26 protein-coding genes and 1 riboswitch are annotated in these 26,060 nt (G+C 72.6%); of the genes, 19 read left to right on the forward strand and 7 right to left on the reverse strand.

Annotated features, from left to right (window positions below; translation table 11 throughout):
- Positions 1-780 precede the first annotated feature (780 nt).
- Positions 781-893: riboswitch (cobalamin riboswitch) on the forward strand.
- A gap of 71 nt (positions 894-964) precedes the next feature.
- Genes NOCJ54_RS27950 through NOCJ54_RS23470 form a run of 5 tightly spaced genes read left to right on the forward strand, consistent with a single transcriptional unit; the run spans position 965 to position 6,264 of the window.
- Positions 965-2,119: a hypothetical protein gene (locus NOCJ54_RS27950; RefSeq protein ID WP_051485394.1), complete on the forward strand. Its 1,155-nt coding sequence runs from the start codon at positions 965-967 to the stop codon at positions 2,117-2,119.
- Positions 2,101-2,706: a hypothetical protein gene (locus tag NOCJ54_RS27955; RefSeq protein WP_051485395.1), complete on the forward strand. Its 606-nt coding sequence runs from the start codon at positions 2,101-2,103 to the stop codon at positions 2,704-2,706. Before NOCJ54_RS27950 ends, NOCJ54_RS27955 begins: the two co-directional genes overlap by 19 nt.
- Complete coding sequence (locus NOCJ54_RS23465; RefSeq protein ID WP_051485396.1) at positions 2,703-3,812, forward strand: energy-coupling factor transporter transmembrane component T family protein; 1,110 nt, start codon at positions 2,703-2,705, stop codon at positions 3,810-3,812. Before NOCJ54_RS27955 ends, NOCJ54_RS23465 begins: the two co-directional genes overlap by 4 nt.
- Positions 3,809-5,440: an ABC transporter ATP-binding protein gene (locus tag NOCJ54_RS0102575; protein WP_028654221.1), complete on the forward strand. Its 1,632-nt coding sequence runs from the start codon at positions 3,809-3,811 to the stop codon at positions 5,438-5,440. The genes NOCJ54_RS23465 and NOCJ54_RS0102575 overlap by 4 nt, the downstream gene beginning before the upstream one ends.
- Positions 5,437-6,264, forward strand: coding sequence for an ECF transporter S component (locus NOCJ54_RS23470; RefSeq protein ID WP_036516606.1), 828 nt, complete (start codon positions 5,437-5,439; stop codon positions 6,262-6,264). Before NOCJ54_RS0102575 ends, NOCJ54_RS23470 begins: the two co-directional genes overlap by 4 nt.
- 22 nt (positions 6,265-6,286) lie before the next feature.
- Here NOCJ54_RS23470 and NOCJ54_RS0102585 read toward each other — a convergent pair whose 3' ends face one another.
- The 4 genes from NOCJ54_RS0102585 to NOCJ54_RS23480 form a co-directional block, all read right to left on the reverse strand.
- Entirely contained in the window at positions 6,287-7,447 is a 1,161-nt protein-coding gene (locus tag NOCJ54_RS0102585) for a PQQ-dependent sugar dehydrogenase (protein ID WP_028654222.1), read from the reverse strand.
- Complete coding sequence (locus NOCJ54_RS0102590) at positions 7,444-8,379, reverse strand: alpha/beta fold hydrolase (RefSeq protein WP_028654223.1); 936 nt, start codon at positions 8,377-8,379, stop codon at positions 7,444-7,446. The genes NOCJ54_RS0102585 and NOCJ54_RS0102590 overlap by 4 nt, the downstream gene beginning before the upstream one ends.
- 27 nt (positions 8,380-8,406) lie before the next feature.
- Positions 8,407-9,285, reverse strand: a complete 879-nt coding sequence (locus tag NOCJ54_RS23475; protein ID WP_232221655.1) for an EamA family transporter — start codon at positions 9,283-9,285, stop codon at positions 8,407-8,409.
- Positions 9,286-9,367: 82 nt separating this feature from the next.
- Positions 9,368-11,284, reverse strand: a complete 1,917-nt coding sequence (locus tag NOCJ54_RS23480; protein WP_036516608.1) for a hypothetical protein — start codon at positions 11,282-11,284, stop codon at positions 9,368-9,370.
- 198 nt (positions 11,285-11,482) lie between these two features.
- Here NOCJ54_RS23480 and NOCJ54_RS23485 point away from each other — a divergent pair, with 198 nt between their 5' ends.
- The 9 genes from NOCJ54_RS23485 (at position 11,483) to ilvC (ending at position 20,357) form a co-directional block, all read left to right on the forward strand.
- The gene (locus tag NOCJ54_RS23485; RefSeq protein ID WP_036516609.1) at positions 11,483-12,562 is read left to right on the forward strand and encodes a WD40/YVTN/BNR-like repeat-containing protein; all 1,080 of its coding nucleotides are present in this window, start codon (positions 11,483-11,485) and stop codon (positions 12,560-12,562) included.
- Positions 12,563-12,585: 23 nt separating this feature from the next.
- The gene (locus NOCJ54_RS0102605; protein WP_028654224.1) at positions 12,586-13,032 is read left to right on the forward strand and encodes an SRPBCC family protein; all 447 of its coding nucleotides are present in this window, start codon (positions 12,586-12,588) and stop codon (positions 13,030-13,032) included.
- 42 nt (positions 13,033-13,074) lie between these two features.
- Complete coding sequence (ilvD, locus tag NOCJ54_RS0102610) at positions 13,075-14,922, forward strand: dihydroxy-acid dehydratase (RefSeq protein ID WP_028654225.1); 1,848 nt, start codon at positions 13,075-13,077, stop codon at positions 14,920-14,922.
- A gap of 3 nt (positions 14,923-14,925) precedes the next feature.
- Entirely contained in the window at positions 14,926-15,642 is a 717-nt protein-coding gene (locus NOCJ54_RS0102615; RefSeq protein WP_028654226.1) for a GNAT family N-acetyltransferase, read from the forward strand.
- 176 nt (positions 15,643-15,818) lie between these two features.
- On the forward strand, positions 15,819-16,304 hold the full coding sequence (locus NOCJ54_RS23490) for a DUF6069 family protein (RefSeq protein ID WP_051485397.1): 486 nt from the start codon (positions 15,819-15,821) through the stop codon (positions 16,302-16,304).
- Between the two features lie 23 nt (positions 16,305-16,327).
- On the forward strand, positions 16,328-16,762 hold the full coding sequence (locus NOCJ54_RS0102625; RefSeq protein ID WP_232221656.1) for a VOC family protein: 435 nt from the start codon (positions 16,328-16,330) through the stop codon (positions 16,760-16,762).
- 235 nt (positions 16,763-16,997) lie between these two features.
- A complete protein-coding gene (locus NOCJ54_RS0102630; RefSeq protein ID WP_028654228.1) occupies positions 16,998-18,758 on the forward strand; it encodes an acetolactate synthase large subunit in 1,761 nt (586 codons plus the stop codon).
- A complete protein-coding gene (gene ilvN / locus NOCJ54_RS0102635; RefSeq protein ID WP_036516611.1) occupies positions 18,758-19,297 on the forward strand; it encodes an acetolactate synthase small subunit in 540 nt (179 codons plus the stop codon). Before NOCJ54_RS0102630 ends, ilvN begins: the two co-directional genes overlap by 1 nt.
- 34 nt (positions 19,298-19,331) lie before the next feature.
- Positions 19,332-20,357, forward strand: coding sequence for a ketol-acid reductoisomerase (ilvC, locus tag NOCJ54_RS0102640; RefSeq protein WP_028654230.1), 1,026 nt, complete (start codon positions 19,332-19,334; stop codon positions 20,355-20,357).
- A 98-nt stretch (positions 20,358-20,455) separates the two neighbouring features.
- On the opposite strand, the gene NOCJ54_RS0102645 is transcribed toward ilvC, so the two are convergent.
- From NOCJ54_RS0102645 to NOCJ54_RS0102655, 3 genes are read right to left on the reverse strand one after another with little or no spacing between them, the layout of a single operon-like run.
- Entirely contained in the window at positions 20,456-20,890 is a 435-nt protein-coding gene (locus NOCJ54_RS0102645) for an EamA family transporter (RefSeq protein ID WP_028654231.1), read from the reverse strand.
- A gap of 46 nt (positions 20,891-20,936) precedes the next feature.
- Positions 20,937-21,758: an ABC transporter permease subunit gene (locus NOCJ54_RS0102650; RefSeq protein WP_028654232.1), complete on the reverse strand. Its 822-nt coding sequence runs from the start codon at positions 21,756-21,758 to the stop codon at positions 20,937-20,939.
- Positions 21,755-22,681 (reverse strand): ABC transporter ATP-binding protein, encoded by a 927-nt coding sequence (locus tag NOCJ54_RS0102655; RefSeq protein WP_028654233.1) that lies wholly within the window; start codon positions 22,679-22,681, stop codon positions 21,755-21,757. The genes NOCJ54_RS0102650 and NOCJ54_RS0102655 overlap by 4 nt, the downstream gene beginning before the upstream one ends.
- Positions 22,682-22,887: 206 nt before the next feature.
- On the opposite strand from NOCJ54_RS0102655, the gene NOCJ54_RS0102660 reads away from it, so the two are divergent.
- The 5 genes from NOCJ54_RS0102660 to NOCJ54_RS0102680 are packed head-to-tail and all read left to right on the forward strand — an operon-like array spanning position 22,888 to position 26,027.
- On the forward strand, positions 22,888-23,592 hold the full coding sequence (locus NOCJ54_RS0102660) for a WXG100-like domain-containing protein (RefSeq protein WP_028654234.1): 705 nt from the start codon (positions 22,888-22,890) through the stop codon (positions 23,590-23,592).
- Complete coding sequence (locus NOCJ54_RS28840; protein ID WP_084254879.1) at positions 23,592-24,110, forward strand: HNH/ENDO VII family nuclease; 519 nt, start codon at positions 23,592-23,594, stop codon at positions 24,108-24,110. Before NOCJ54_RS0102660 ends, NOCJ54_RS28840 begins: the two co-directional genes overlap by 1 nt.
- Before the next feature lie 10 nt (positions 24,111-24,120).
- Positions 24,121-24,699, forward strand: coding sequence for a suppressor of fused domain protein (locus NOCJ54_RS0102670; RefSeq protein WP_028654236.1), 579 nt, complete (start codon positions 24,121-24,123; stop codon positions 24,697-24,699).
- A 45-nt stretch (positions 24,700-24,744) separates the two neighbouring features.
- Positions 24,745-25,374: an immunity protein Imm33 domain-containing protein gene (locus NOCJ54_RS0102675; protein WP_028654237.1), complete on the forward strand. Its 630-nt coding sequence runs from the start codon at positions 24,745-24,747 to the stop codon at positions 25,372-25,374.
- Positions 25,371-26,027 (forward strand): hypothetical protein, encoded by a 657-nt coding sequence (locus NOCJ54_RS0102680; protein ID WP_028654238.1) that lies wholly within the window; start codon positions 25,371-25,373, stop codon positions 26,025-26,027. Before NOCJ54_RS0102675 ends, NOCJ54_RS0102680 begins: the two co-directional genes overlap by 4 nt.
- The last annotated feature ends 33 nt before the right edge of the window (positions 26,028-26,060 follow it).

A 26,060-nucleotide genomic window follows, 5' to 3' on the forward strand; every position in this document is an offset into this window, starting at 1 on the left:
CCCTTTGCGGGCCGCCGACATCGACCGCACCTGCCGCGCTCCCGAGCCGCCGCACGGACGCTCACCACGACACCGACTTCCGGGTCGTGATCGATGTCTTCGATCACGGTCTTCTCGATCCCGAACACTGCCCGCCATAGGCTGAGATCACGCACGCCGTTCTCCTGCGCTTGGTTCCTGTTCCTCGACAGCTCAGAAACTTAGACAGGAAGCGGCGTGCGGCCTCTCAAGACGACGAAACTCGCCCACACATCAGTCAGAAGAGCCCTGTGGACTGGGGATTCTCCAAGGATCTACGATCCGCAGCCCGCCTTCAAGGCCGGTGGTTTCGAGGCTCCTCGCTGGCGCTCGTCGCACCTCAACCACCGGGAGACCGGCGCCCAGAAAGACCAGCCCACGACCGCCTACGCGACCGCGAGCCGACAGGCGGCCCCGACCACCTCCCCAGCCCTCCTCGTCGCTGCCTTTCGGAGCTGTACCGGCTACGCGACCGAAGCCCGCCGACACCGACCGCTCCGCCTACGCGACCGCAGGCCGACAGGCGGCCCCGACCACCCGCCCAGCCTCCTCGTCGTTGCCTTTCGGAGCTGTAGCGGCCGCGCGACCGCCAGCCCACCGGGACCGACCCGCGCTCCTCCTGCGCAACCACTGGCCGACCACCGCAGCGAGGGGGACGCCGCACCCCGCCACCCCCTCCCAACGTGTGCCAGGCCACGGCCCCTGTCCACCAAGGCCTCGCCAAGGAGGCGGGAGGGCGAGGTCGCGGTACGCTTCGCGCAAGAACCCAATCACGTCCCCGGTGGGGGAAGCCGGTCCAAGTCCGGCGCTGACCCGCAACCGTAGGCCGCCCTCGGGTGGCAAGCCGGAGTACCTGCCACGGATGTCCTGACTCCAACGCTGTCGTGGAAAGCAGCGGGATGTCACCACGCTGGTGCTCCCGCTCGTGCAGCGGGAAGGAACGAACATGCACCCCATTGCTCGCCGAGCGGCCTCCGCCACCGGAGCGCTCGCGCTCGTCGCCGGGCTCGGCCTCGCGGCCTGCTCGCAGGAGAACGACGGCAAGGCCGCGGACGAGGCGTCCGCGGGCGCGACGAACGGGTCCACGGAGCCGGCCGGGCCGACCGAGGCGGCGCTGGCCGGCGCGGCGTGGCTCGAGGGCGAGCTGCAGGGCGGCCTGCTGCACAACCGCGAGTTCGGGACCGACGACCACAGCACGACGGTCGACCTCGCCTACGCGCTGCGCGCCGTAGAGCCGGAGAGCCCGGCGCTGACGACGATCACCGAGGCGCTGGCGGACGGCGCGGAGGCCTACACCAGCCCGGGCAAGGACGTGTGGTCCGGCTCGACCGGCAAGCTCCTGTCGTTCGCCGTCGACCAGGGCGCCGACCCGCGCGACTTCGGCGGCCTCGACCTGGTCGCGCAGCTCGAGGAGCGTACGGCGGACGAAGGTCCCGCGACCGGTCGGATCAGCGACAAGAGCGAGTTCGGCGACTACGCCAACGGCTTCGGCCAGGCGTGGGCCGTGCGCGGCCTGACCCTCGCCGGGTCAGACGAGGCGGGCGCCGCCCGCGGCTTCCTGCTCCAGCAGCAGTGCGACGGCGGGTTCTTCCGCCTCTACTTCCCCGAGGCAGACGCCGAGGAGCAGGCGTGCGCCGACGCGAAGCCGGAGCCCGCGGACACCACCGCACTGACCTACGTGCTGCTCCACGACCTCGCCGAGGACGACGAGGAGCTGGCCGCGGCGCTGGCCGAGGGCATCGACTACATCCTCAGCCAGCAGGCCGAGGACGGCTCGTTCTCCGGTGGCGACGGCCAGCTGGTCCCGAACGCCAACAGCACCGGGATGGCCGGGTGGGCCCTCCTCCTCGCCGGTGAGGACGAGGCGGCGGCGAAGGCCGCGGCCTGGGTCCGCGCGCACCAGCTCGGCGAGTGCGAGGGCAAGGTCGGCGCCGACGCCGGCGCGATCGCCTTCGACGACCTGACGCTGGCTGCGGCGGGCAAGCGCGGTCTGACTGCGAAGACCGAGTACCAGTGGCGCCTGGCCACCGCGCAGTCGGTGCCCGCCCTGCTCGCTCTCGACGAGGACGCCCCGGAGGCGCCGTGCCCGGCCGCCTCCTGAGCCTGCTCCTCGCAGCGCTCGCGCTCCCGCTCCTCGCCGCGGCACCCGCCGGTGCCGCGGCGGGGGAGGCGTGCGCGGCCACCGAGGTCACGGTCGTCGTCGACTTCGCCGAGCTCGGTGGCGGCAGCCGGACCGTGTGTGTCGAGGGCGGCGGCCCGGCGAGCCAGCTCTTCCACGACGCCGGCTTCCCGACCGAGGACTCCCCGGCACCGGGCATGAACGGCTTCGTGTGCCGGGTCGCGGGCAAGCCGGCGAACGGCCCGTGCACCAGGGGCGACGCGTACTGGAGCCTGTGGTGGTCGCCGCCGGGTGACGAGCCGGAGTGGTCCTACGCCAGCCTCGGCGTCACGTCGCTCGACCTCGACCCCGGCTCCTTCCTCGCCTTCGTCTGGCACGAGGGCGACGGCGACGTCACCCCGCCCGGGGAGACCGCCCCGGCGGAGAGCGCACCCACCGCCGCCGAGGTCGAGGCTGCGGCGGAGGACCGCCGGGACGACGACGGCGGCTTCCCGTGGCTGCTCCTCGCCGGTGGCGTGGTGGTCCTCGGCGCCGCGGCGGTCGTGCCGATCAGACGGGCGCGGTCGTGAGGATCGCCCGCGACCTCCACCCCGTCGCCTGGTGGGCCTGGGCCCTCGGGCTCGCGGTCGGTACGTCGTTCACCACCAACCCGTTCCTGCTCGGCCTGCTGCTGGCCGGGATCACGCTGACGGTGCTGTCCTGCCGCTCCGACCAGCCGTGGGCCCGCTCCTTCCGGCTCTACGTGTGGCTGGGCGTCGTCGTGGTCGCCGTGCGCGTCCTGTTCCGCATCCTGCTCGGCGGCAACACCCCGGGCCACGTGCTGTTCAGCCTGCCGACGATCGCGCTGCCCGACTGGGTGGCCGGCATCGACCTGCTCGGCCCGTTCACCCGCGAGGAGCTGCTCGCGTCGACCTACGAGGGCCTGCGCCTGGCCACGCTGCTCATCGCGGTCGGCGCCGCCAACGCGCTGGCGAACCCGAAGCGGTTGATGAAGTCGCTGCCGCCGGCGCTCTACGAGATCGGCACGGCGATGACCGTGGCGATCAACATCCTGCCGCAGCTCGCGGACAGCGCTGCCCGCGTGCGCGCCGCCCAGCAGCTGCGCGGCGGCCCCGAGGGACGCTTCCACCGGGTCCGGGGACTGCGCCGTCTCCTGGTCCCCGTGCTCGAGGACGCCTTCGAGCGCTCGCTCGCGCTGGCCGCCGGCATGGACGCCCGCGGCTACGGCCGGGCCGGTGCCGCGACGCCCGCCCAGCGTCGTACCACCGGCGTGCTCATGGTCACCGGCCTCCTCGGCGTGGTCGTCGGCGTCTACGCGATGCTCGACTCCACCGCGCCGCGCCTGCTCGCCCTGCCGATGCTCGCGGCCGGCATGGCCGTCGCGCTCGCCGGCTTCGTCTCCGCCGGCCGTCGCGTCGAGCGCACCCGCTACCGCCCCGACCGCTGGCGCCTGCCGGAGCTCGTCGTGGTCGCCTCCGGCGTCGTCACCGGCGCCGGACTGTGGGCCCTCGCCCGGTGGGACACCTCCGTCGCCCACCCGGGCGTGCTCGCGGTGCCCGCCGTCACCGTGCCCGCGCTCCTCGCCGTGCTCGCCGCCGTCGTCCCGGTGTGGGTCGCCCCGCCGCCGCTGACGACTCGCAACCGCGAGGCCAACCGGGAGGCGGTGGCCGCATGATCGAGCTGCGCGACATCCGCCTCGTGTACGACGACAGCCCGGTCCCGGTGCTCGACGGCGTCGACCTGCGCATCGAGTCGGGCGAGCTGGTCGTCCTCGCCGGTCCCACGGGCGTCGGGAAGTCGACGCTGCTCGGCGTGGTGGCCGGGCTGGTGCCGGGCTTCACCGGCGGCACGCTGAGCGGCGACGTGCTCCTGGACGGGGTCAGCGTGCTCGGCCAGCCGTCGCGCGAGCGGGCGCACGCGATCGGCTACGTGGGCCAGAACCCGCCCGCGTGGTTCGTCACCGACACGGTCGAGGAGGAGCTCGCCTTCGGCATGGAGCAGCTCGGCCTGGCGCCCGCGACGATGCGCCGCCGGGTGGAGGAGACCCTCGACCTGCTCGGCATCGCCGACCTGCGCCACCGCGACCTGCGCACCCTGTCCGGCGGGCAGCAGCAGCGGGTCGCCATCGGGTCGGTGCTGACCACCCATCCGCGCCTGCTGGTGCTCGACGAGCCGACCTCCGCGCTCGACCCCACCGCGGCGGAGGACGTGCTGGCGATCCTCACCCGGCTGGTCCACGACCTCGACGTGTCGGTGCTGCTGGCCGAGCACCGCCTCGAGCGGGTGCTGCCGTTCGCCGACCGGCTCTGCGTCCTCGGTGCCGACCCCGACCGCCCCGGCGCGGTGCGGGTCGGCGACCCCGCCGACCTGCTCCACGACGCCCCGACCGCGCCGCCGCTGGTGGAGCTCGGCCGGCTGGCCGGGTGGGACCCGTTGCCGCTGACCGTCCGCGCCGCCCGGCGGCGCGCCCCCGCGCTGCTCGAGCGGCTGCCGTCCGCTCCGCAGCGGACCGAGCCGCCGGCTGCGGAGCCGGTGGTCGACGTCCACCGCCTCGTCGTCAGCCACGGCCACCAGCCGGTGCTCCGCGAGGTCGACCTGACGCTGCGTCGTGGCGTGGTGACCGCGCTGATGGGCCGCAACGGCGCCGGGAAGTCGACGCTGCTGTGGACCGTGCAGGGCCGCCACGCGCCGGCTCGCGGCTCGGTCCGCGTGGCCGGCGACGACCCGGCCGGCCTGCGCCCGGAGCAGCGGCGCGCCTCGACGGGGCTGGTGCCGCAGACCCCGGCGGACCTGCTCTACCTCGAGACCGTGGCTGAGGAGTGCGTCGCCGCCGACGCCTCGGCCGGTGCCGCCGCCGGCACCTGCGCCGGCCTGCTGGAGCGGCTCGCCCCCGGCATCGACCCGGCCCGGCACCCGCGTGACCTGTCCGAGGGCCAGCGGCTCGCGCTCGCGGTGGCCATCGTGCTCACCGCGCGCCCGCCGGTGCTGCTGCTCGACGAGCCGACCCGCGGCCTCGACTACCCGGCCAAGCACGCCCTCGCCGAGGTGGTCCGCGAGCTCGCCGCCGAGCCCGGCTCGCCCCGGGCGGTGCTGGTCGCGACCCACGACGTCGAGTTCGTCGCCCAGGTCGCCGACGAGCTCGTCGTGCTCGCCGAGGGCGAGGTCGTCTCCCGCGGCCCGGTCGCCGAGACCGTCGCCGAGTCCCCGGCCTTCGCGCCGCAGGTCGCCAAGGTCCTCGGCAACGGCTGGCTCACCGTCGCCGACGTCGAGCACGCACTCGCCGCCCAGCAGGGGGTGTCGTGACCGGCGTCGCCGTCCCGCTCGCGCCCCGGTCGCGGCTGGTCCTCGCCATCACCTCGGTGATCGGGCTGCTCATGCTCGCCTGGCCGCTGCTGCTCGACATCGACCCCAGCACCGACCGCGTCGACCCGCCGTTCCTCTTCCTCCTCCTGCTGCCGCTCGTGCTCGCCGTCGTCGTGGCCGAGATCAGCGAGGGCGGCATGGATGCCCGCGTCCTCGCGCTGCTCGGGGTGCTGAGCGCGGTGAACGCCGTGCTCCGCCTCGTCAGCGCCGGCACGGCGGGCCTGGAGCTGGTGTTCTTCCTGCTGATCCTCGGCGGGCGGGTGTTCGGCGCCGGCTTCGGCTTCGTGCTCGGCTGCACGTCGCTGTTCGCCTCGGCACTGATGACCGCCGGCGTCGGGCCGTGGCTGCCGTTCCAGATGCTCGTGGCCGCCTGGGTCGGCATGGGCGCCGGCCTGCTCCCGCGCCGGGTCACCGGCCGGGGCGAGGTCGTCATGCTGGTCGTGTACGGCGTGGTGTCGGCCTACCTCTACGGCCTGCTGATGAACCTGCAGGGCTGGCCGTTCATGGCCGGCATCCGGGTGCCCGGCCAGGACTCCAGCGAGCTGTCGTACGTCCCCGGGGCCCCGGTGCTCGAGAACCTGCACCACTTCCTCGTCTACACGGTGCTGACGTCGACCGGAGGCTGGGACACCGGCCGCGCACTGATGAACGCGCTCGCCATCGCCGTGCTCGGCCCGGCGGTGCTGACCACGCTGCGCAGGGCCGCGCGCCGCGCGCGGATCACCCGCGTCGAGGCGCCGGTCGCGGCCGACCAGCCCGACTGACCAGCGCGACTGACCAGCGCGACTAGGGCTCGATCAGCAGGATCCGGTCGTCCTCGGCGGCCGGGGTCCCGCGGCCGTCCTTGTTGCTGGTGGCGAGCCACAGCCGCCCGTCGGCGTCGCGGGCCACGGTGCGCAGGCGGCCGTACTCGCCGCCGTCGTCGCCCTCGAAGTAGGCCGTGGGGTCGCTCGCCTGGCCGGCGGCGACCTTGACCCGCCACAGCCGCTCGCCGCGCAGGCCGGCCATCCACAGGTAGCCAGCGGCGTAGGCGAGGCCCGACGGCGACGCCTCGTCGGTGCCCCAGGTCAGCTGGGGCTGGGCGAACCTCCTCGGCCCGCCGGTGCCCTCGACCCGGGGCCAGCCGTAGTTCTCGCCCGGCAGGATGCGGTTGAGCTCGTCGGCCTTGCTGTCCCCGAACTCCGAGGCCCACAGCGAGCCGTCGGGGTCGAAGGCCAGGCCCTCGACGTTGCGGTGGCCCCACGACCAGACCTCGGTGCCGAACGGGTTGTCGGGCGCCGGCCGGCCGTCCGCCGTGATCCGCAGGATCTTGCCGGCCAGCGACCTCCGGTCCTGGGCCAGGTCGCGGTCGCCGACCTCGCCGGTCGAGACGTAGAGGTAGCCGTCGGGGCCGAAGGCGAGGCGTCCGCCGTCGTGGTTGGTGCCGGCCGGGATGCCGGTCAGCACGGGCTCCGGCTCGCCGAGCCGGTCGTCGCGCAGCTGGGCGCGCACGACCCGGTTGTCCTCGGCGGTGGTGACGTAGAAGTAGACGAGGTTGTCGCTGGCGAAGGTGGGGGAGACGGCGACGCCGAGCAGGCCGGCCTCGCCGCGCGGGGCAGCGGGGAGCTGCCCGGCCTCGACGACCTCGCCCTCCTGCTGGGTCGGTTTGCCGCCCTCGACCTCGGGCGCGGTGACCACCAGCACCCGCGCGGAGTCGCGCTCGGTCACGACTGCCCGGCCGTCGGGGAGGAAGTCGATGCCCCAAGGCACGGCGAGCCCGGAGGCGACGGTGGCGACCACGTCGGGGACGCCGTCGACGGCGACGACGATCTTGCCGTCGCGGACCGTGCCGGTGGGCGCGGCGGTCGCGGTGCCGGAGACGTCGATGTCGACCTCGTTGCCGCCCTGGCCGCACGCCGTGGCGACCAGCGCCAGTGCCGCCAGCGACGCGGCGAGGGGGCGCCTCACCCGAGGTCCTTCGAGAAGTCCAGCAGCAGCTGGTGGACCCGCTCCGGCTGCTCGAGCTGGATGAAGTGCGAGCCGCGGAGCTCGACGTACTCCGTCGGCACCCCACGGTCGGCGAGCCGCCGCGACGCGCTCGCCATGTCGCGGGCGCCCGCGAGGATGTCGAACCGGCCGGAGACGAAGAGCGTGGGCACGTCGATCCGGCTGAGCCGGACCCGCGGGTGGCGCGAGGTGGCGATGGCGAGCCGGGCGTACCAGTCCACGGGCGTGGTCAGGAACTCCTTGAGCCCGACGGCGGCGGCCTCGGGGTCGGCGACCTGGAACATGAAGCCGGTGCGGCCGAGCAGCCTCACCATGCCCGGGGTGACCGGGACCCGGCGCACGACGGGGTTGGCGACGGGCCCGCTGAGCGTCGCGACGCGGCAGAGGTTCACGGTCAGCGCCCGCGCGGCGAGCCGGGGGAGCCGGAAGGGCGCGAGCATGGTGGCGAAGGTGTCGCCCGGGACCCCGGCCATCGCGAAGATGCCGCGCACCCGCTCGGGGTGGCGGTAGGTCATCTCGAAGGCGGTGTTGACGCCCATCGACCAGCCCATGAGCACCGCGCTGTCGATGCCGAAGTGGTCCATGACCGACAGGCCGTCCTGGACGAAGTGCTCGATCTCGATGTGCCTGCGGTCGCGCGGACGGTCCGAGCCGCCGACCCCGCGGTGGTTCCAGGAGACGATCCGTACGCCGCACTCCGGGTCGAGCAGCCACGGCCACAGGTGGGGGTTCGTCCCGAGCCCGTTGCACAGCACCACGGTGGGGCCGTCGATCACGCCGTCGGGGTCGTTGGTCCACGCCCGGACGTGGGTCCCGTCGTCGGAGAGGATGTCGCGGTAGGCCAGCGAGGGCTTCCGGACGACCTGGTCGGGGCGGGGAGCAGGGGTCGCCATGGCCCCGATTCTGCCCGACCCGCGGGCTCAGCCGATGTCAGGCGGCTGGATCGGACGGCGGGTCGCCCGCGTCGCGCCCACGCTGGCGACCACCACGCACCCGATGGCGAGCCACTGGACGGGGGCGAGGTCCTCGCCGACGACCGCGAGGCCGGCGAGCGCCGCGGCGGCCGGCTCGAGGCTCATCAGCACGCCGAAGGTGGCCGCCGGCAGGGTGCGCAGGGCGACGAGCTCCGCGCTGTAGGGCACCACCGAGCTGAGCAGGCCGACGGCGGCCCCGATGAGCAGGACCCGGTCGTCGACGAGGTCGCCGCCGTCGACGGTGAGCAGCAGCGGGGACAGCAGGCCGACGGCGATCAGCGCGGCCACGGCGAGCCCGTCGATGCCCGGCCACCGGGCGCCGGTCGCCGCGCTGGACAGGATGTAGCCGGCCCACCCGGCGCCGGCGAGCAGCGCGAAGGCGACGCCGGCGGGGTCGAGGTGGCCGCGCTCGAAGCCGAGCAGCACGACCCCGACCGCCGCGAGGACGACCCACCCGAGGTCGCGCGGCCGGCGGAAGCCGACGGCGGCGAGCACGAGCGGGCCGATGAACTCGATGGTCACCGCGACACCGATCGGGATCCGTGAGAAGGACTGGTAGATCGCCCAGTTCATCAGCCCCAGGCAGGCGCCGTACCTGGCTGCGACGAGCCAGTCGAGGCGGGTGCGCCCCCGCAGGCGCGGCCGGGCCCAGACCAGCAGCACCAGGGCGCTGGTCGCCAGCCGCAGCCACACGACGCCGTCGGGCTCGAGGTCCTCGAACAGGAGCTTGGCGAAGCCGGCCCCGAGCTGCACCGACGCGATGCTGAGCACGACCAGGCCGATCGCCGCAGGCAGCGCGGGCCGTCGGTGGTCGGTGGCACTCACCCGGTCAACGTAGGGCCTGGTCCGCGGGCGCGCCGAACCGCCGGTCCCCCTCGCGGGGACCGGCGGTGCGACGACGCGGCGGTTACTTGGCGACGACCAGGCCGTCGATCCGGACCTGGCGTCCGGTGGGGCTGACGACCTTGACCTTGAGCGTCCCGCTGCGCACCGAGCCCCAGGTCGTGATCGGGTAGACCTTCTTCTTCGCGGCGGTGCCCTTGAGGCTGATGGTCCGCACGAGGGTGCCGTTCCACCGCACCTCGACCTTGCCGCCGTTCGGCACCCGGTGGGCGACCAGGGCGACCCGCTTCGCCTTGATGCCGGCGCGGGTGAGCGTGCGGCCCTTCGTCGAGGTGGTGGTCAGGGTTCCCTCGAAGTGGCCGGACCCGTTGGCGCGGGTCCATCCCTTGGCGCCGAGCGCCCGGTCGTCGAGCGGGACGCTGGTGCAGCGCAGCGCAGAGCGGGCGCCGAGGTTGGACAAGCCGTCGACGGACTGCGTCTCGAAGCAGTACGTCCGGCCGGGGGCGCCCTTGAAGGCGAACGGGCTGGCCTTCAGGTTGTTGCCGACGACGGTCGCGTCGCCGAAGGCCGCCTGGTTCCACGCGGAGGTGCGGACGATGACATCGGTCGACTGCACGGAGGAGAGGGCGTCGGTGGCGGTCCAGCCGACGGGGAAGGTCCGGCTGAGCGTCTGGGCCTTGAGCGCGCTCGACGGGGCGGAGGTGGGGCCGGTCAGGTCGAGCCAGTCCGCCTGGACGTAGGACGAGCCGCCGTTGGCGACGATGCTGACGCCCACCACGTTGCCCTGGCTGTCGGTGTCTGCGGCACGCTCGCCGTCCGATGCGCCACCGTCGTAGGTCTTGAAGCCCTGCACGGCGCTGGTGCGGTACCGGAACGTGAGACGGCCGTCGCCCTCGTAGACGATCACACGGCGGCTGGTGTCCGACTCGAACGGGATCGGGTGGACCGAGAGGGTGGTGTCGGCGTCGTGCAGCACCGGGGTGCCGAAGTCCCCGACGGCGGGACGGTGGGCGACGTGCAGCTCGTAGCCGCTGCCCGTGGACTGTGCCCAGCTCGCCACGGCCGAGCCCCCGGGGGAGACGTCGATCGCCATCGTGGCGACCTTGGCGCCGGGCAACGAGACGATGTCGGGGTTGCTGACCTGTCCGGTCGCCGAGATGTTGGCGGCGACGACCCGGGCGAGCTCGCCGTCCTGGGCGCGGTAGAGGACCGTGCCGATCCCGTTGTCGGCGACGCCCACCCGGGGGACGCCCGCGTCCTCGGGCCACAGCGCCACGTCCGGGGTGGTCCATCCCGTGGTGGCCGTGCGGCGGCTCGCCTTGACGATGTCCCGCCCCTCGCCGAGACCCTCGAACGCCGTGACCGCGACGCCCGACGGCGTGACGTCCAGCGAGGGGAACCACCCCTGCGGGCTCACCTGAGTGAGGACCGGTGCCGCTCCCTTGGCCCACAGCGCGGCCCGGATCGGGGCCGCGGCCTGGACGCTCGCGGCAATCACGACGTGCACCCGGCCGGCGCCGTCCATCGCGGCCTCGGTCTCCTTGATCCCGGTGGTGTCGGGGCCGCTGAGCGTCGCTGGGCCGTCCCACTTCCCTCCGCCGAGGTAGCGGGCACCCCGCACCCGCTCCTGCCCGTTGATGGTCTGGGTCCACACCGCCGCGACGTCCCCGGCGTCGTTCCCGACGACGTGGAGGTTCTCGATCGCGCTCGCCACGCCGTGCGTGACGTCGACCGGCGCAGCCCAGGCGCCGTCGGTGCCGTGGGCGGCGTAGATCCGCTCGCCGCCCTCGACCGGCTTCACCCACGCGGCGACCGCGTCACCGGGGGTCGTACCGACGACGTCGACCTCGCTGGGCAGTGCGCCGAGCGGGCTGATCCTGCCGCTGTCGATGCCACCAGCGGCCTGAGCAGGGGTGGTGCCGAGGGCGAGGGTGCCGACCGCGAGGGTGGCGGCGGCGAGTCCGAGGAGCTGCGTGCGCATGGAGGGTGCCTTCCTGTGGGGCCAGCGGCCTGTCCGCCGGGTGTCCGTCGGGGGTAGGAGCAGCCGCGGCGCCGGACCTTGCAGAAAACCTGCGGAATCTTCCGATGACTTTTCCCGGCGGGTGGGGTCACAGTGGGAGCAGGCGCGACGGGACCGCGGGACGAGCCCGCGGGACACGGCGCGGGGCTGGAGGCAGGGATGACGACGATCCTCATGGTCGGGACGCGCAAGGGGCTCTGGGTGGGCACCTCGGAGGACCGTGCAGAGTGGTCCTTCACCGGCCCGCACCACGACATGGAGGAGGTCTACTCCGGCCTCGTCGACACCCGCGGTGAACGCCCGCGGCTCTTCGCCGGTGCGTCGTCGAGCTGGCTCGGGCCGCAGCTGCGGTGGTCCGACGACCTCGGCGGGACCTGGCAGGAGACCCCGAACGGCGCCGTCCGCTTCCCGGAGGGCGCGGGCGCCACGGTCGAGCGGATCTGGCAGGTCGTCCCCGGCACCGAGCCCGGGGTGCTCCATGCCGGCACCGAGCCGGGCGCGGTGTTCACCTCGCGCGACGGGGGAGCGACCTTCGCCCTGGAGGAGGGGCTGTGGAACCACCCGCACCGCGCCGAGTGGGGCGAGGGCTTCGGGGGCCAGGCGTTCCACACGGTCCTGCCGCACCCGACCGACCCGCAGTCGATCACCGTCGCCATCTCCACCGGCGGCGTCTACCGCACCACTGACGGCGGCGCGACGTGGGAGCCGCGCAACAAGGGCATCCGGGCCGACTTCCTGCCCGAGGACCAGCGCTACCCCGAGTTCGGGCAGTGCGTGCACAAGGTCGCCCGGCACCCCAGCCGCCCCGAGCGGCTCTACGCCCAGAACCACGGCGGCGTCTACCGCTCCGACGACGAGGGCGGCACGTGGACCTCGATCGGCGACGACCTGCCGAGCGACTTCGGGTTCCCGGTCGTCGTGCACCCGCACCGTCCCGACACGATCTGGGTGTTCCCGCTCGGCGGGGGCGACCGGCGCTACCCGCCCGACGCGAGGGCGCAGGTGTGGCGCTCCGACGACGCGGGGGAGTCGTGGACGGCGTACGGCGAGGGCCTGCCCGACGCCTTCTACGTCGGCGTGATGCGCGACGCGATGTGCGTGGACTCCCACGACCCCGCCGGCCTCTACATCGGGGCCCGCAACGGGTCGGTCTGGGCGTCCGCCGACGACGGCGAGACCTGGCGCCAGGTGGCCGCAGACCTGCCGGACGTGATGTCGGTCAAGGTCGGCGTCGCGTGAGCCACGCTCGGTAGGGTCCGGTCATGCCCGCCTTCTCCCAGACCCACGAGACGACGATCCAGGCGTCCCCGGAGACCGTCCACGCGCTGGTCGACGACTTCCACCAGTGGGTCAAGTGGTCCCCGTGGGAGGGCCTTGACCCCGACCTGCAGCGCACGTACGACGGCGAGGGCGTCGGCGCGACCTACGCCTGGTCGGGCAACAAGAAGGCCGGCCAGGGCCGGATGACCTTCACCTCGATCACGCCCGCGCAGGTGGTCGTCGCGCTGGAGTTCCTCAAGCCGTTCCGCGCGGAGAACACCGTCACCTTCGACCTCACGCCGGTCGACGGTGGCACCCGGGTGGCCTGGACGATGAGCGGCGAGCGCAACGCCGTCATGTCGGCCATGGGCCGGCTGTTCTTCGACAAGGCGATCGGCAAGGACTTCGAGAAGGGCCTCGCCGCGCTGAAGCGCGCTGCCGAGGGGTGAGCGGATGGGGGAGGCTCACGCCCGGAGGCGTAGCCTTGACCCATGCCAACCCTGCGTTCTGCGACGTCCACCTCGGGCCGCAACATGGCCGGCGCACGTGCCCTCTGGCGCGCGACCGGCATGACGGACTCGGACTTCGGCAAGCCGATCATCGCCATCGCGAACTCGTTCACCGAGTTCGTGCCCGGGCACGTCCACCTGCGTGACCTCGGCAAGATCGTCGCCGAGTCGGTCGTCGCCAACGGTGGCGTGGCGAAGGAGTTCAACACCATCGCGGTCGACGACGGCATCGCGATGGGCCACGGCGGGATGCTCTACTCGCTGCCGTCGCGCGAGCTGATCGCCGACGCGGTCGAGTACATGGTCCAGGCGCACTGCGCCGACGCGATCGTGTGCATCTCCAACTGCGACAAGATCACGCCCGGCATGCTGCTCGCCGCCCTGCGACTCAACATCCCGGTCGTGTTCGTCTCCGGCGGCCCGATGGAGGCCGGCAAGACCCAGGCCATCGAGGGCGTCGTGCACTCCAAGCTCGACCTGGTCGACGCCATGTCCGCGTCCGCCAACGACGCGGTCACCGACGAGCAGCTCGACGTCATCGAGCGCTCCGCCTGCCCGACCTGCGGCTCCTGCTCGGGCATGTTCACCGCGAACTCGATGAACTGCCTGACCGAGGCCATCGGCCTCTCGCTGCCGGGCAACGGCTCGACGCTGGCCACGCACGCCAAGCGCCGCGCGCTCTTCGAGGAGGCCGGGCGGGTCGTCATGGACCTGTGCCGTCGCTACTACGACGAGGACGACGAGTCCGTCCTGCCGCGCAACATCGCCAACCGCTCCGCGTTCGAGAACGCCGTCGCGCTCGACGTCGCCATGGGCGGCTCGACCAACACCGTGCTGCACCTGCTGGCCGCTGCCCGCGAGGCCGAGCTCGACTTCGACGTGCACGCGATCGACGAGATCTCCCGCCGCGTGCCGTGCCTGTCGAAGGTCGCGCCGAACTCGCCGATCTACCACATGGAGGACGTCCACCGTGCCGGCGGCATCCCCGCCCTGCTCGGCGAGCTGCGTCGCGGCGGCGCGCTCAGGGAGGACGTGCACTCGGTGCACGCGCCGAACCTCGACGAGTGGCTGGGCAAGTGGGACATCCGCAGCGAGGACCCCTCGCCCGAGGCCCTGGACCTGTTCAGCGCAGCCCCCGGCGGCGTGCGCACCACCGAGCCGTTCTCGACCGAGAACGTCTGGGGCAGCCTGGACACCGACGCGGCCGACGGTTGCATCCGCGACTTCGAGCACGCCTACAGCGCCGACGGCGGCCTGGCGATCCTGACCGGCAACATCGCCGAGGACGGCTGCGTCGTGAAGACCGCCGGTGTCGCCGAGGAGGCGCTGGTCTTCCACGGCACCGCGATCGTCTTCGAGTCGCAGGAGGCGGCCGTCGAGGGCATCCTCGGCAAGAAGGTCGAGGCCGGCCACGTCGTCGTCATCCGCTACGAGGGCCCCAAGGGCGGCCCCGGCATGCAGGAGATGCTCTACCCGACGGCCTTCCTGAAGGGCCGCGGCCTGGGCGCCAAGTGCGCCCTGATCACCGACGGCCGGTTCTCCGGCGGCACGAGCGGCCTGTCCATCGGGCACATCTCGCCCGAGGCGGCCGGCGGCGGCCTGATCGCGCTCGTCGAGGACGGCGACCCGATCTCGATCGACATCCCGAACCGCCGCATCCACCTCGACGTCGACGAGCACACCCTCGCCGAGCGCCGGGTGCTGCAGGAGAAGCGCGACAAGCCCTACACCCCGCTGGACCGCCAGCGCCCGGTGTCGGCCGCGCTGCGGGCCTACGCCTCGATGGCCACCGCCGCCTCCGACGGCGCCTACCGCCGCGTCCCCGACTGACGGGTGCCCGAGGTCAACGCCTTCGGGCAGCAGGTCGGTCCCGAGGTCCCCGGCTGGGCGCCACGGCCGTGGCCGGAGCCGGTCACCATGACCGGGCGGTACGTCGAGGTGCGCCCGCTCACGTCGGCGCACTATGCCGACCTCTTCGCCGCGACGTGCGGCGAGGGTGACGACGACCTGTGGACCTATCGGCCGGTCCCGCGGCCCACGTCGCTGCCGACGCTGTGGATGCACCTCGCGGCGCACCTCGAGTCGCCGGAGCTGGTGACCTTCGCGCTGGTGCCCCTGGAGGGGGAGCGGGCCGGGCGTGCGAGCGGCGTGGCGTCGTACGCGCGCATCGAGCCGGCGCACGGGCAGGTCGAGGTCGCCGGGGTCCTTCTCGGCCGGGCGCTGCAGCGCACGCGGGCGGCCACCGAGGCGATCCACCTGCTCATGCGGCACGCGTTCGACGACCTCGGCTACCGGCGCTTCGAGTGGAAGTGCGACAGCCTCAACGAGCCGTCGCGCCGGGCGGCGCTGCGCCTGGGCTTCGTGGAGGAGGGGCGCTTCCGCAACCACATGGTCACCCAGGGGCGCTGCCGCGACACCGACTGGTTCTCCGTCACCGACGGCGAGTGGCCGGCGGTCCGCGCCGCGCATGAGTCGTGGCTGGACCCGGGCAACTTCGACGAGGACGGCCGGCAGCGCACCGCCCTCAGCGCGGCGACGGCCCGCGCCTAGCGGCCGACCTGCTGCAGCACGGCCCGGGCCTGCGGGGGTGACGTCGTCGCACCCGCGGGCGGCGAACCCGGCCCGGGCAATCTCCGGCCCGGGTGTCGTACGGGCGCCGGGCCCTTCGTGGAGGAGGTGAGGGGCGGCCGAGGAGCCGCCACACCACTGCACCGAGAGGAACGGACATGTCCGTCATCACCAGCACCACCGCCAGCACCGCCAGCACCAGCACCGCCAGCGCCGCCCGTACGCCACGCCGTGTCCCGCTCGTCGTCGCCGCCAGCGGCGCCGTCGTCGCCGGCGCCGCCGCCACCACTGCCTTCGAGTTGCTCGCCCGGGCCGTCGGGGTCGACATCGCACTCGCCTTCGGGACCGCGCCGGAGCCGATGCCGGTCGGCGGCTTCTTCACCGCCGTCGTGGCCCTCGGGCTCGTCGGCGTCGTGATCGCCGCCGTGCTGTCCCGCTTCGCCCGCCGCCCGCGCCGCACGTGGACGCGCGCCGCCTGGGCGCTGACCGTCGTCTCGCTCGTCCCGCCGGTCCTGGTCTCCACGCCCGGTGCCGCGACCAACGTGGTCCTCGTGCTCGCGCACGTCGTCCCGGCCGTCGTCATCGTCCCGCTGGTCGCTCGGCGCCTCACGCCGGTCAACCCGCGGCGCGCTGACCGGGGCTGACGGGCCCGACGAGGAGTGGCAGGGTGGCGTCCGTGGACCAGCGGATCAGCTTCATCACCCTGGCTGTCGCCGACATCGACGCCACCCGCCGCTTCTACGTCGAGGGCCTCGGCTGGACCCCCGAGCTCGACGTGCCGGGGGAGGTCATCATGATCCGCACCGGCCAGCAGCTGCTGCTCTCGTTGTGGGAGCGCAGCCACTTCGAGACCGAGGTGGGCGCGGTGATGTCCGGTCCCGGCATCGCCCCACTCACCATCGCGCACAACGTCGCCACCCCGGAGGAGGTCGACGCGGTGCTCGCCACGGCCCGCTCCGCGGGCTCGCCGCACGTCGAGGACGCGGTCCAGCGGGACTGGGGCGGCTACACCGGCTACTTCGCCGATCCCGACGGCTTCCGCTGGGAGATCGCGTTCAATCCCGACCCCCGGTTGAGTGCCGTCGTGCTGGCCAATCCCTGAGACGTCTGTCTTGGTATGTGGGACGAGGGCGGTAGGCTATTCGACGGCACGCCGGGGTTCGGCGTACGGTGGGCCCATGCTTCACCAGCTTCTCGTACGCCCCGGACGCGCCGCCTGACCACGTCAGACGACGCGTCCCACCCCTCGTTGCCTCAGCAACTGAGGGGTTTTTGTTTGCACGGCGAACCACATCCCTCCCGGCGCACCTCCGGGGCAGCACAGACAGGAAACACGGATGACTGAGCAGCAGGGCTCGGGCGACACGATCACCGGCGCACAGAGCCTGGTCCGCTCGCTGGAGGCAGCGGGCGTCACCGACATCTTCGGCATCCCGGGTGGCGCGATCCTCCCGGCGTACGACCCGCTGATGGACAGCAGCATCCGCCACATCCTCGTGCGTCACGAGCAGGGCGCCGGCCACGCTGCGCAGGGCTACGCCTCGGCGTCGGGCCGCGTGGGCGTGTGCATGGCGACGTCCGGCCCGGGCGCGACCAACCTGGTCACCCCGCTCGCCGACGCCCACATGGACTCGGTGCCGATGGTCGCGATCACCGGCCAGGTCGGCGCGTCGATGATCGGCACGGACGCCTTCCAGGAGGCGGACATCCGCGGCATCACGATGCCGATCACCAAGCACAACTTCCTGGTCACCGACCCCGCCGAGATCCCGACGAAGATCGCCGAGGCGTTCCACATCGCCTCCACCGGCCGCCCCGGCCCGGTGCTCGTCGACGTCACCAAGTCGGCGCTGCAGGCGCAGACCGGCTTCGCCTGGCCCCACGAGATCAGCCTGCCCGGCTACCGCCCGGTCACCCGGCCGCACGCCAAGCAGATCCGCGAGGCGACCCGGCTGATCCTCGAGTCCCGCAAGCCGGTCCTCTACGTCGGCGGCGGCACCATCCGCTCCGGCGCTGCGAAGGAGCTGGCGACCCTCGCCGAGCTCACCGGCATCCCGGTGGTCACCACGCTGATGGCGCGCGGCGCGTTCCCGGACAGCCACCCGCAGCACCTCGGCATGCCGGGCATGCACGGCACCGTCGCCGCGGTGGCCGCGCTGCAGAAGAGCGACCTGATCATCAGCCTCGGCGCCCGCTTCGACGACCGCGTCACCGGCAACCTCGACTCGTTCGCGCCCGGCGCGAAGGTCATCCACGCCGACATCGACCCGGCGGAGATCGGCAAGAACCGCTTCGCCGACGTCCCGATCGTGGGCGACGTGCGCGAGGTCCTGCTCGACCTGGTCACCGCGCTGCGCACCGAGTCCGAGGCCGGCCGGACCGGCGACTACGAGGGCTGGGTCGCGTTCTGCGCCGGGGTGAAGAAGAAGTACCCGCTCGGCTACGACAAGCCCGCCGACAACGGCCTCGCGCCGCAGTACGTCATCGAGCGGCTCGGCGCCATCTCCGGCCCGGACTCGATCTACACCGCCGGTGTCGGCCAGCACCAGATGTGGGCGGCCCAGTTCGTCGGCTACGAGCGCCCCAACACGTGGATCAACTCCGGCGGCCTCGGCACCATGGGCTTCGCGGTCCCCGGCGCGATGGGCGCCAAGGTGGCGATGCCCGACCAGACCGTGTGGGCGGTCGACGGCGACGGCTGCTTCCAGATGACCAACCAGGAGCTCGCCACCTGCGCGATCAACAACATCCCGATCAAGGTCGCGGTCATCAACAACGAGTCGCTCGGCATGGTCCGGCAGTGGCAGACGCTGTTCTACAACTCTCGCTACTCCAACACCGACCTGCAGTCGAAGCGGATCCCCGACTTCGTGAAGCTCGCCGAGGCCTACGGCTGCGTCGGCCTCGCCTGCGAGTCGCCCGACGACGTCGACGCGACGATCGCCAAGGCGATGGAGATCAACGACGTCCCCGTCGTGGTCGACTTCCGCGTCCACCGCGACGCGATGGTGTGGCCGATGGTCGCGGCCGGCACCAGCAACGACGACATCAAGTACGCGCGCGACCTCGCGCCCCAGTTCGACGAGGACGATCTCTGATGGCCCAGCACACCCTGTCCGTCCTGGTCGAGGACAAGCCCGGCGTCCTGGCCCGGATCTCGGCGCTGTTCAGCCGCCGCGGGTTCAACATCACCTCGCTGGCAGTCGGTCCGACCGAGCACCCCGAGATCTCGCGGATGACGATCGTGGTCAACGTGGAGTCCTCGCCGCTCGAGCAGGTCACCAAGCAGCTCAACAAGCTGGTCGAGGTCATCAAGATCGTCGAGCTCGACCCGGCCGCGTCGGTCAACCGCGAGCTCGTCCTGGTCAAGGTCGGCGCCACGGCGGAGAACCGCAGCCAGGTGCTCGACGTCGTCCAGCTCTTCCGCGCCAAGGTCATCGACGTGGCCTCCGACGCGATCACCATGCAGGTGGTCGGCAACGCCGACAAGATCGCCGACTTCCTGCGCGTGCTCGAGCCCTTCGGCATCCGCGAGCTCGTCCAGTCCGGCATGGTGGCCATCGGCCGCGGGTCGCGCTCGATCTCCGAGCGCAGCAAGCCCGTCGCCGTCCCGGTCCCGCCGGCCGCGAACGCCTGATTTCCCAACCCCAACCCAGCAAGGAGAAGCCCCAGTGGCTGAGATTTTCTACGACGACGACGCCGACCTGTCCCTCATCCAGGGCAAGCACGTCGCGGTCATCGGTTACGGCAGCCAGGGCCACGCGCACGCGCTCAACCTGCGCGACTCGGGCGTCGACGTGCGGGTCGGCCTGAAGGAGGGCTCGAAGAGCCGCCCGAAGGCGGAGGAGCAGGGCCTGCGCGTGCTCACCCCGCGCGAGGCGGCGGAGGAGGCCGACGTCATCGTCATCCTCGCCCCCGACCAGCACCAGCGGAAGCTCTACGCCGAGGACATCGCCCCCGCGCTGACCGCCGGCGACACCCTGGTCTTCGGCCACGGCTTCAACATCCGCTTCGGCTACATCAAGGCTCCCGAGGGTGTCGACGTCATCATGGTCGCCCCGAAGGCGCCGGGCCACACGGTGCGCCGCGAGTACGTCGCCGGCCGCGGTATCCCGGACATCATCGCCGTCGAGCAGGACGCCTCCGGCAGCGCGTGGGACCTCGCCAAGTCCTACGCGAAGGCCATCGGCGGCACCCGCGCCGGCGTCATCAAGACCACCTTCACCGAGGAGACCGAGACCGACCTGTTCGGTGAGCAGGCCGTCCTCTGCGGTGGCGTCTCGCACCTGGTCCAGGCCGGCTTCGAGGTCCTGACCGAGGCCGGCTACCAGCCGGAGATCGCCTACTTCGAGGTGCTCCACGAGCTGAAGCTCATCGTCGACCTCATGTGGGAGGGCGGCATCGCCAAGCAGCGCTGGTCGGTCTCCGACACCGCCGAGTACGGCGACTACGTCTCCGGCCCGCGCGTCGTGACCCCGGCCGTCAAGGACTCGATGAAGGCGGTCCTCGCCGACATCCAGAGCGGTGCCTTCGCCGAGCGCTTCATCGGCGACCAGGACAACGGTGGCGCCGAGTTCCTCAAGCTCCGCGAGGAGGAGGCCGCCCACCCGATCGAGGCGACCGGCAAGGCGCTGCGCGCCCACTTCTCGTGGAAGCAGACCGACGACGACTACACCGAGGGCTCGGCCGCCCGCTGACCAGCGGCCCTCAGCAGCACCAGCGTCGAACGCCCCCGGGACCCACGTGGCCCCGGGGGCGTTCGCGCGTCCCGGCCCGGGTGCGCCGCCCCGGCACCTCAGCCGCTGACGACCAGCAGCACCGCACCGGCGCCGACCAGGCCGACCCCGGCCCACTGCAGCAGCGACAGCCGCTCGCCGAGCAGGGTGACGCCGAAGACCGCGACCAGCACGACGCTCAGCTTGTCCACCGGAGCGACCAGTGACGCGTCACCGACCTTGAGGGCGCGGAAGTAGCAGATCCACGACGCCCCGGTCGCGAGGCCCGACAGCACGAGGAAGAACCACGTGCGGCCGCTGACGTCGCCGGGGGAGTGGAGCTTGCCGAGCGCCACCAGGATCAGCCCGAGGGTCACCAGGATGACGATCGTCCGCACGAAGGTCGCCACGTCGGAGTCGATCTCCTTCACGCCGACCTTGGCGAAGATCGCCGTCAGGGCCGCGAACACCGCGGACAACAACGCCCAGAACCACCAGGTCGAGGTGAGGTCCATGCCTCGGATCCTCGCACCCTGGTGGCCCCGGGTCACGCCGCTCGGCTCACTTCACCTCGGAGCGCAGCACCAGCCGGAGGCCGAGGAGCATCGGCAGGACGACCCAGGCGAGGGACGCGACGCCGAGCTGGGCCCACTCCTCGCCGGTCAGCGTCGAGTCGAAGAGGAGGAAGCGGGTCTGGTTGAGGTCGAACCAGCCGCCGTTGTCGGCCCACCAGTCCTGGGCGACGGCGAGGGCGCTGGACAGGCCGGGCAGCACGAGGGCGAACACGAAGTAGCCGACGATGGCGGCGGGGGAGTTGCGGAACAGCAGCCCCAGCACGACGCCCACGAGCATGCCGAGCTCGTTGGCGAGCACGATCTGGGCGAAGGTCGAGGCCGCGATGTCCCACAACGCGTCGTTGCCGGTGATCGCCGAGGCCACGATGTTGCCGAGCGCGCCGACCCCCAGGGCGACGAGCATGGCCACGGCGCCCACGGCGAGCACGTCGAGCAGCTTGGCCGCGAGCACCCGGGGTCGGCTCGGCACCAGGGTGAAGGTGGTCAGCGCCGTGCGCTGGCTCCACTCGCTGGTCACGGCGAGCACGCCGATCATGGGCAGCACGACCGACATCGGGCTGCCGACGGCGGACGCGAACGACTCGAAGGTGAGCGAGTCGCGGTCGCCGAGCAGGACGGTCAGCGTCGTCGCGACCACCGAGGCGATCACGATGCTGGCCATCAGCCAGAACCCGGAGCGGGTGTCGAACATCTTGCGCAGCTCGACGTGCAGCACGCGGCGGAACGGGGTGGGCGCCGGCGCGGTGCGCGCCGGGCGGGCGGCGGCCATGGGGGCCGCTGCCGGGGTGGGCTCGAGGGTGGCGGTCATGCCGCAGCTCCTTCGGTGGTCGAGGTGTGGTCGGTGGCGTCGCGCTGGGTCTCGGCGGTCAGCGCGAGGAACATCTCCTCCAGGCCTGCGCCGTCGGCGGCCCGGAGCTCGGTGACGGCGATGCCGGCGGTGAACGCAGCCCGCCCGACCCGCGAGAGGTCGGCCTCCGCGAGCACCGCGCCGCCGGAGGTCGGGCGGGCGGCGATCCCGGCGGCCTGCAGGGCCGTCGCCAGCGCGGCGCCGTCGGCGGCCCGCACGAGCGTGCCCGCACCGGCCAGCAGCTCGTCCTTGGTGCCCTGGGCGACGATCCGGCCGTTGCCGATGACGACGATGTCGTCGGCGATGACCTCGATCTCGTGCAGCAGGTGCGACGACAGCAGCACGGTGCCGCCCTCGTCGGCGAACCCGCGGAGCAGGTCCCGCATCCAGCGGATGCCGGCCGGGTCGAGGCCGTTGGCGGGCTCGTCGAGGATGAGCACCTCCGGGTCGCCCATGAGCGCCGTCGCGATGCCGAGGCGCTGCCGCATGCCGAGGGAGTAGTTGCGCACCCGGCGGCTGGCCTCGTCGGGGGTGAGGCTGACCCGCTCGAGCATCTCGTCGACGCGGGTGCGGGGAAGGCCCATGGTCAGGGCGGCGATGGTGAGGACCTCGCGGCCGGTGCGCCCGGCGTGCTGGGCGGAGGCGTCCAGCAGGACGCCGACCTCGCGGCCCGGGTCCGGCAGGTCCCGGAACCGGCGGCCCAGGACGCGGACCTCGCCGCTGCCCGGGTCGGTCAGCCCGACCATGACGCGCATGGTCGTGGACTTGCCGGCGCCGTTCGGGCCGAGGAACCCGGTGACCCGGCCCGGCGCCGCGGTGAACGACACGTTGTCGACGGCGGTGAAGCCGCCGTAGCTCTTGGTGAGTGACTCGACGGTGATCATGGGAAGGAGCCTCGCCCGCCGTGGCCTCCCGCCGCTTCCGGCAGATCCCCGGACCCGTCCCTGACCCGACCCTGAGGGGAGTCGGGGTCGGCCCCGGAGAACGGACCGGGGCGGACGACCGGCACCATGTTTGGTTCCGGTGGGGCGGGACAGGCTGCCGTACGCCGGAAGACGCGACAACCGCGGAGGAGGTGTCGGACGTGGGCATGATGTTGCCTGACGAGCTGGTCTGGATCCTGGACAAGCTGGGGTACGAGTGGCCGGACGTCGACGAGGACGAGGTCCGTCGAGGGGCGACTCTCGTCCGCCAGCTCGGGTCCGACCTCGAGGCCTGTATCCAGGCCGTCGACCGGAAGGTCAACAGCGACCTGGCCGCGTCGATGCGAGGCAAGTCCGGTCCCGCCTACGTCGCCGCCTGGAACACCAACCGTTCGCAGAACCTGCAGCAGCTCCTCGACTTCATGGACCCGGCCGCGACGGGCATGGAGGTCGCGGCAGACCTGGTCGTCGGCCTCAAGGTCAAGGTCATTGCCGAGCTGACCATCACCCTCGCCCAGCTCATCCCGTTGCTGGCCGCTGGCCCCTTCGGCGCCGGCGGCGCGGCCCTGCTCGTCATCGCGAAGAAGAAGCTGATGGATGCGCTGGTCAACATCGCCATCGAGCAGGCGCTCGAGCAGGTCATCCCGATGGTGGCTGAGCCGCTCATGGAGCAACTTCCGGCGGTCATCGACGCGGTCCTCGACGCCCCCATGGTTGAGGGAGTCGTCGGCGACACCGACGAGTACTTCGCCGACCTCGAGGCCCTGGAGCAGGCCTCCTCGGACCTCGAGCTGGCCGGAGCGGACCTCGACTCGATCACGTCCCAGTTCGTCGCCGACTGGGGGAACCTGGACTTCGGAGGGGACGCCTGATGGGCCGGATGAAGCCGGTGGTCAAGGCCCTGCGGGACGCAGGAGACTCGCTCGGGAACCAGGCGCGACGTCTTCGTGGCGTCGCCGACAACCACCGCACCCACCTCGAGACGGATCGCAGTCGGCGTCTGGACACCGATCGTGACGCTGCCCGCGGCGCAGGTGCTGGAGCGCCCACCCCACGGGAGCGGATCCCCAAGGCCGGCAAGTACAGCCGGCCCTCGGGCTACCGCAAGGGCGTCCGCGACAAGGTGTGGGAGGCCGCGAAGGGGCCCGACGGCGTCGTGAAGGACCCGGTCACCGGTCAGATCATCAAGCAGACCGACAAGTGGGACATGGGCCACCTGCCAGGGATGGAGTTCCGCAAGGCGGCGGACTACGCGGAGGCCCACGGCTGGACGCGCAAGCAGTTCCTCGACTGGCACAACGACCCGTCCCACTACCGGCCGGAGCTGCCCTCCAGCAACCGCAGCCACCGCGGTGAGGACATGTCCGACCTGTTCGGCTTCGGCGGGTAGGGTCCTCGGCATGGCGATCGACGGCAAGACCATCGCGCAGCACGAGGCGCGGGCGTTCGGGGGGAAGCCCAAGGTCTTCCAGTACTGGAACGACGAGGAGACCCACGCGGTCAACCTGCTCTCCTGCGTCGACGGCCCTGAGTCCGGCGTGACGTCCTACGGCACCGTGGACCTCAGCCAGTACGACAACCAGCTCTCCACCCCGGACGGCAAGCCGATCCGGGTGGAGATCCTGGGAGCCTGCGCATCCGGCGTGGAGGCGTTCGCGAACGTCATGTCGACCTGCGCCCTCAACGTCGCGACGGGCGAGTACAGCCTCAGCCCCGGAAACATCCACCCGCGGGTCGTCGAGCTCTACGAGCCCGAGGCCACGATGAAGCACGTCCTGTTCGTGCCGCCGTTCCTGTGGGGCGACGACGCCTTCCCCACCATGGAGGACGACGACATGGCCGTCGCCTTCCTCCAGGCGGTCCCGATCTCCGACGCGGAGTTCGAGCTCGCCCGGTCCGAGGGCGTGGACGCGCTCGAGGACCGACTGGCCGAGGAACAGGTGGACATCCTGGACCTCAACCGTGCATCGGTCGTCTGAGCTGGTCAGTCTCGGTGCGTCATGACCCACTCGGGGGGCTGACGGATGCCTGAGACCGTGGTGGTGCGTTCGGCGGGCGGCGGGCGGGAGCTGCGCACGCGCTGCGTCCCCGAGGTCGCCACCCTGGCCGAGGGGCTTCTCGCGGAGCTCGAGAAGCACGCGGAGCAGTGGCGCGACGGCTACGGGCTCCAGCCCGGCTGGGGGCCGCTCGTGCTGCGTGAGGAGGGCGACGGCTTCGTGGTCACGGCGCCGGACTACGCCGGCAACCCGCGCTCCGAGCTGACCGACGACATCACCCTGGCCATCTGGATGTCGGTGAGCCTGACGGCAGCGCCCAGGGCGGCACGCCTGGAGCCGCGCGACATCGCCTGGGACGACGACGTCATCTGCGCGATCGGCTGGGAGCAGGCCGACCGGCTCCAGCTCTCCAGGATCGAGACGACCACGCCCGGGGACTCGGGGTGGTTCATCGATGCCTTCCCGTCGGTGAAGGAGGGAGAGCTCGAGGCGCACGAGATGGTGCGCCTGCCGGCCTGGCGGATCCTCCAGCTCCGTCGGGCAGCGGCGCGCGCCATGGCGCTGCCGCCGACGGTCAAGGTCGTCGTGGACGGTGACCGGATCCAGGCGATCGTGCGCACCAGCGACGGCGCCGTGCTCAACGAGGCGCCTCTGTGAGCCTGCGGGAGTGGGCCGTCCCGCCGCTGCCCGGGGAGGACCTGGTCGAGCGCGAGGTGACGGTCGGCGGGACCACCGCGAGCATCGCGGCCCACGACCGGTTCGTGGACGCCCTCGACATGGTGGTCGAGCAGGTCGGTGCGCTCGGCGACCTCGCCGAGGGGACCGAGCTCGCCCGGACGTGGGGCGTGATCCGGTTCGAGGAGCGCGACGGCGTGCTGCGAGCGACGACCCAGGACTCGCGGTCCGTGCTGGAGATCGCCTCCAAGCGGGTGACCGACCTGTCGCAGCTGCTGTGGGTCGAGGAGTCCTGGCGGGCTGTGGCAGCCGCAGCCGGCTTCGAGGCGGACGTCGACGTCCACTTCCGGCGCACCAAGATCTGGGTCACCCGGCAGATGCTCGACCGGCGCGAGCCCGCGGAGCTGCGGCACGAGGCGGGCAAGGCCGCCTGGTTCCTCGGTGAACAGCCCTTCGACGAGCGTCTCAGCACGAACCTCGCCGGCAGCATGAAGTTCGCCGGCAACGTGTTCGCCTCCCGCCCGGAGGTGATCCCGGCGATGGCCGTCCCGGTCGGCTGGAAGGCCCTCGTCGACCACGACCGCGGCATCTACGAGATCCGCGACGGGGACGACCGGGTCGTCCACGCCGAGTAGCCACGGGAAGCAAACGGCGCGGTCCGCGGTTGG

The sequence above is a fragment of the Nocardioides sp. J54 genome (assembly GCF_000519005.1).
Classification (GTDB): Bacteria; Actinomycetota; Actinomycetes; order Propionibacteriales; family Nocardioidaceae; genus Nocardioides.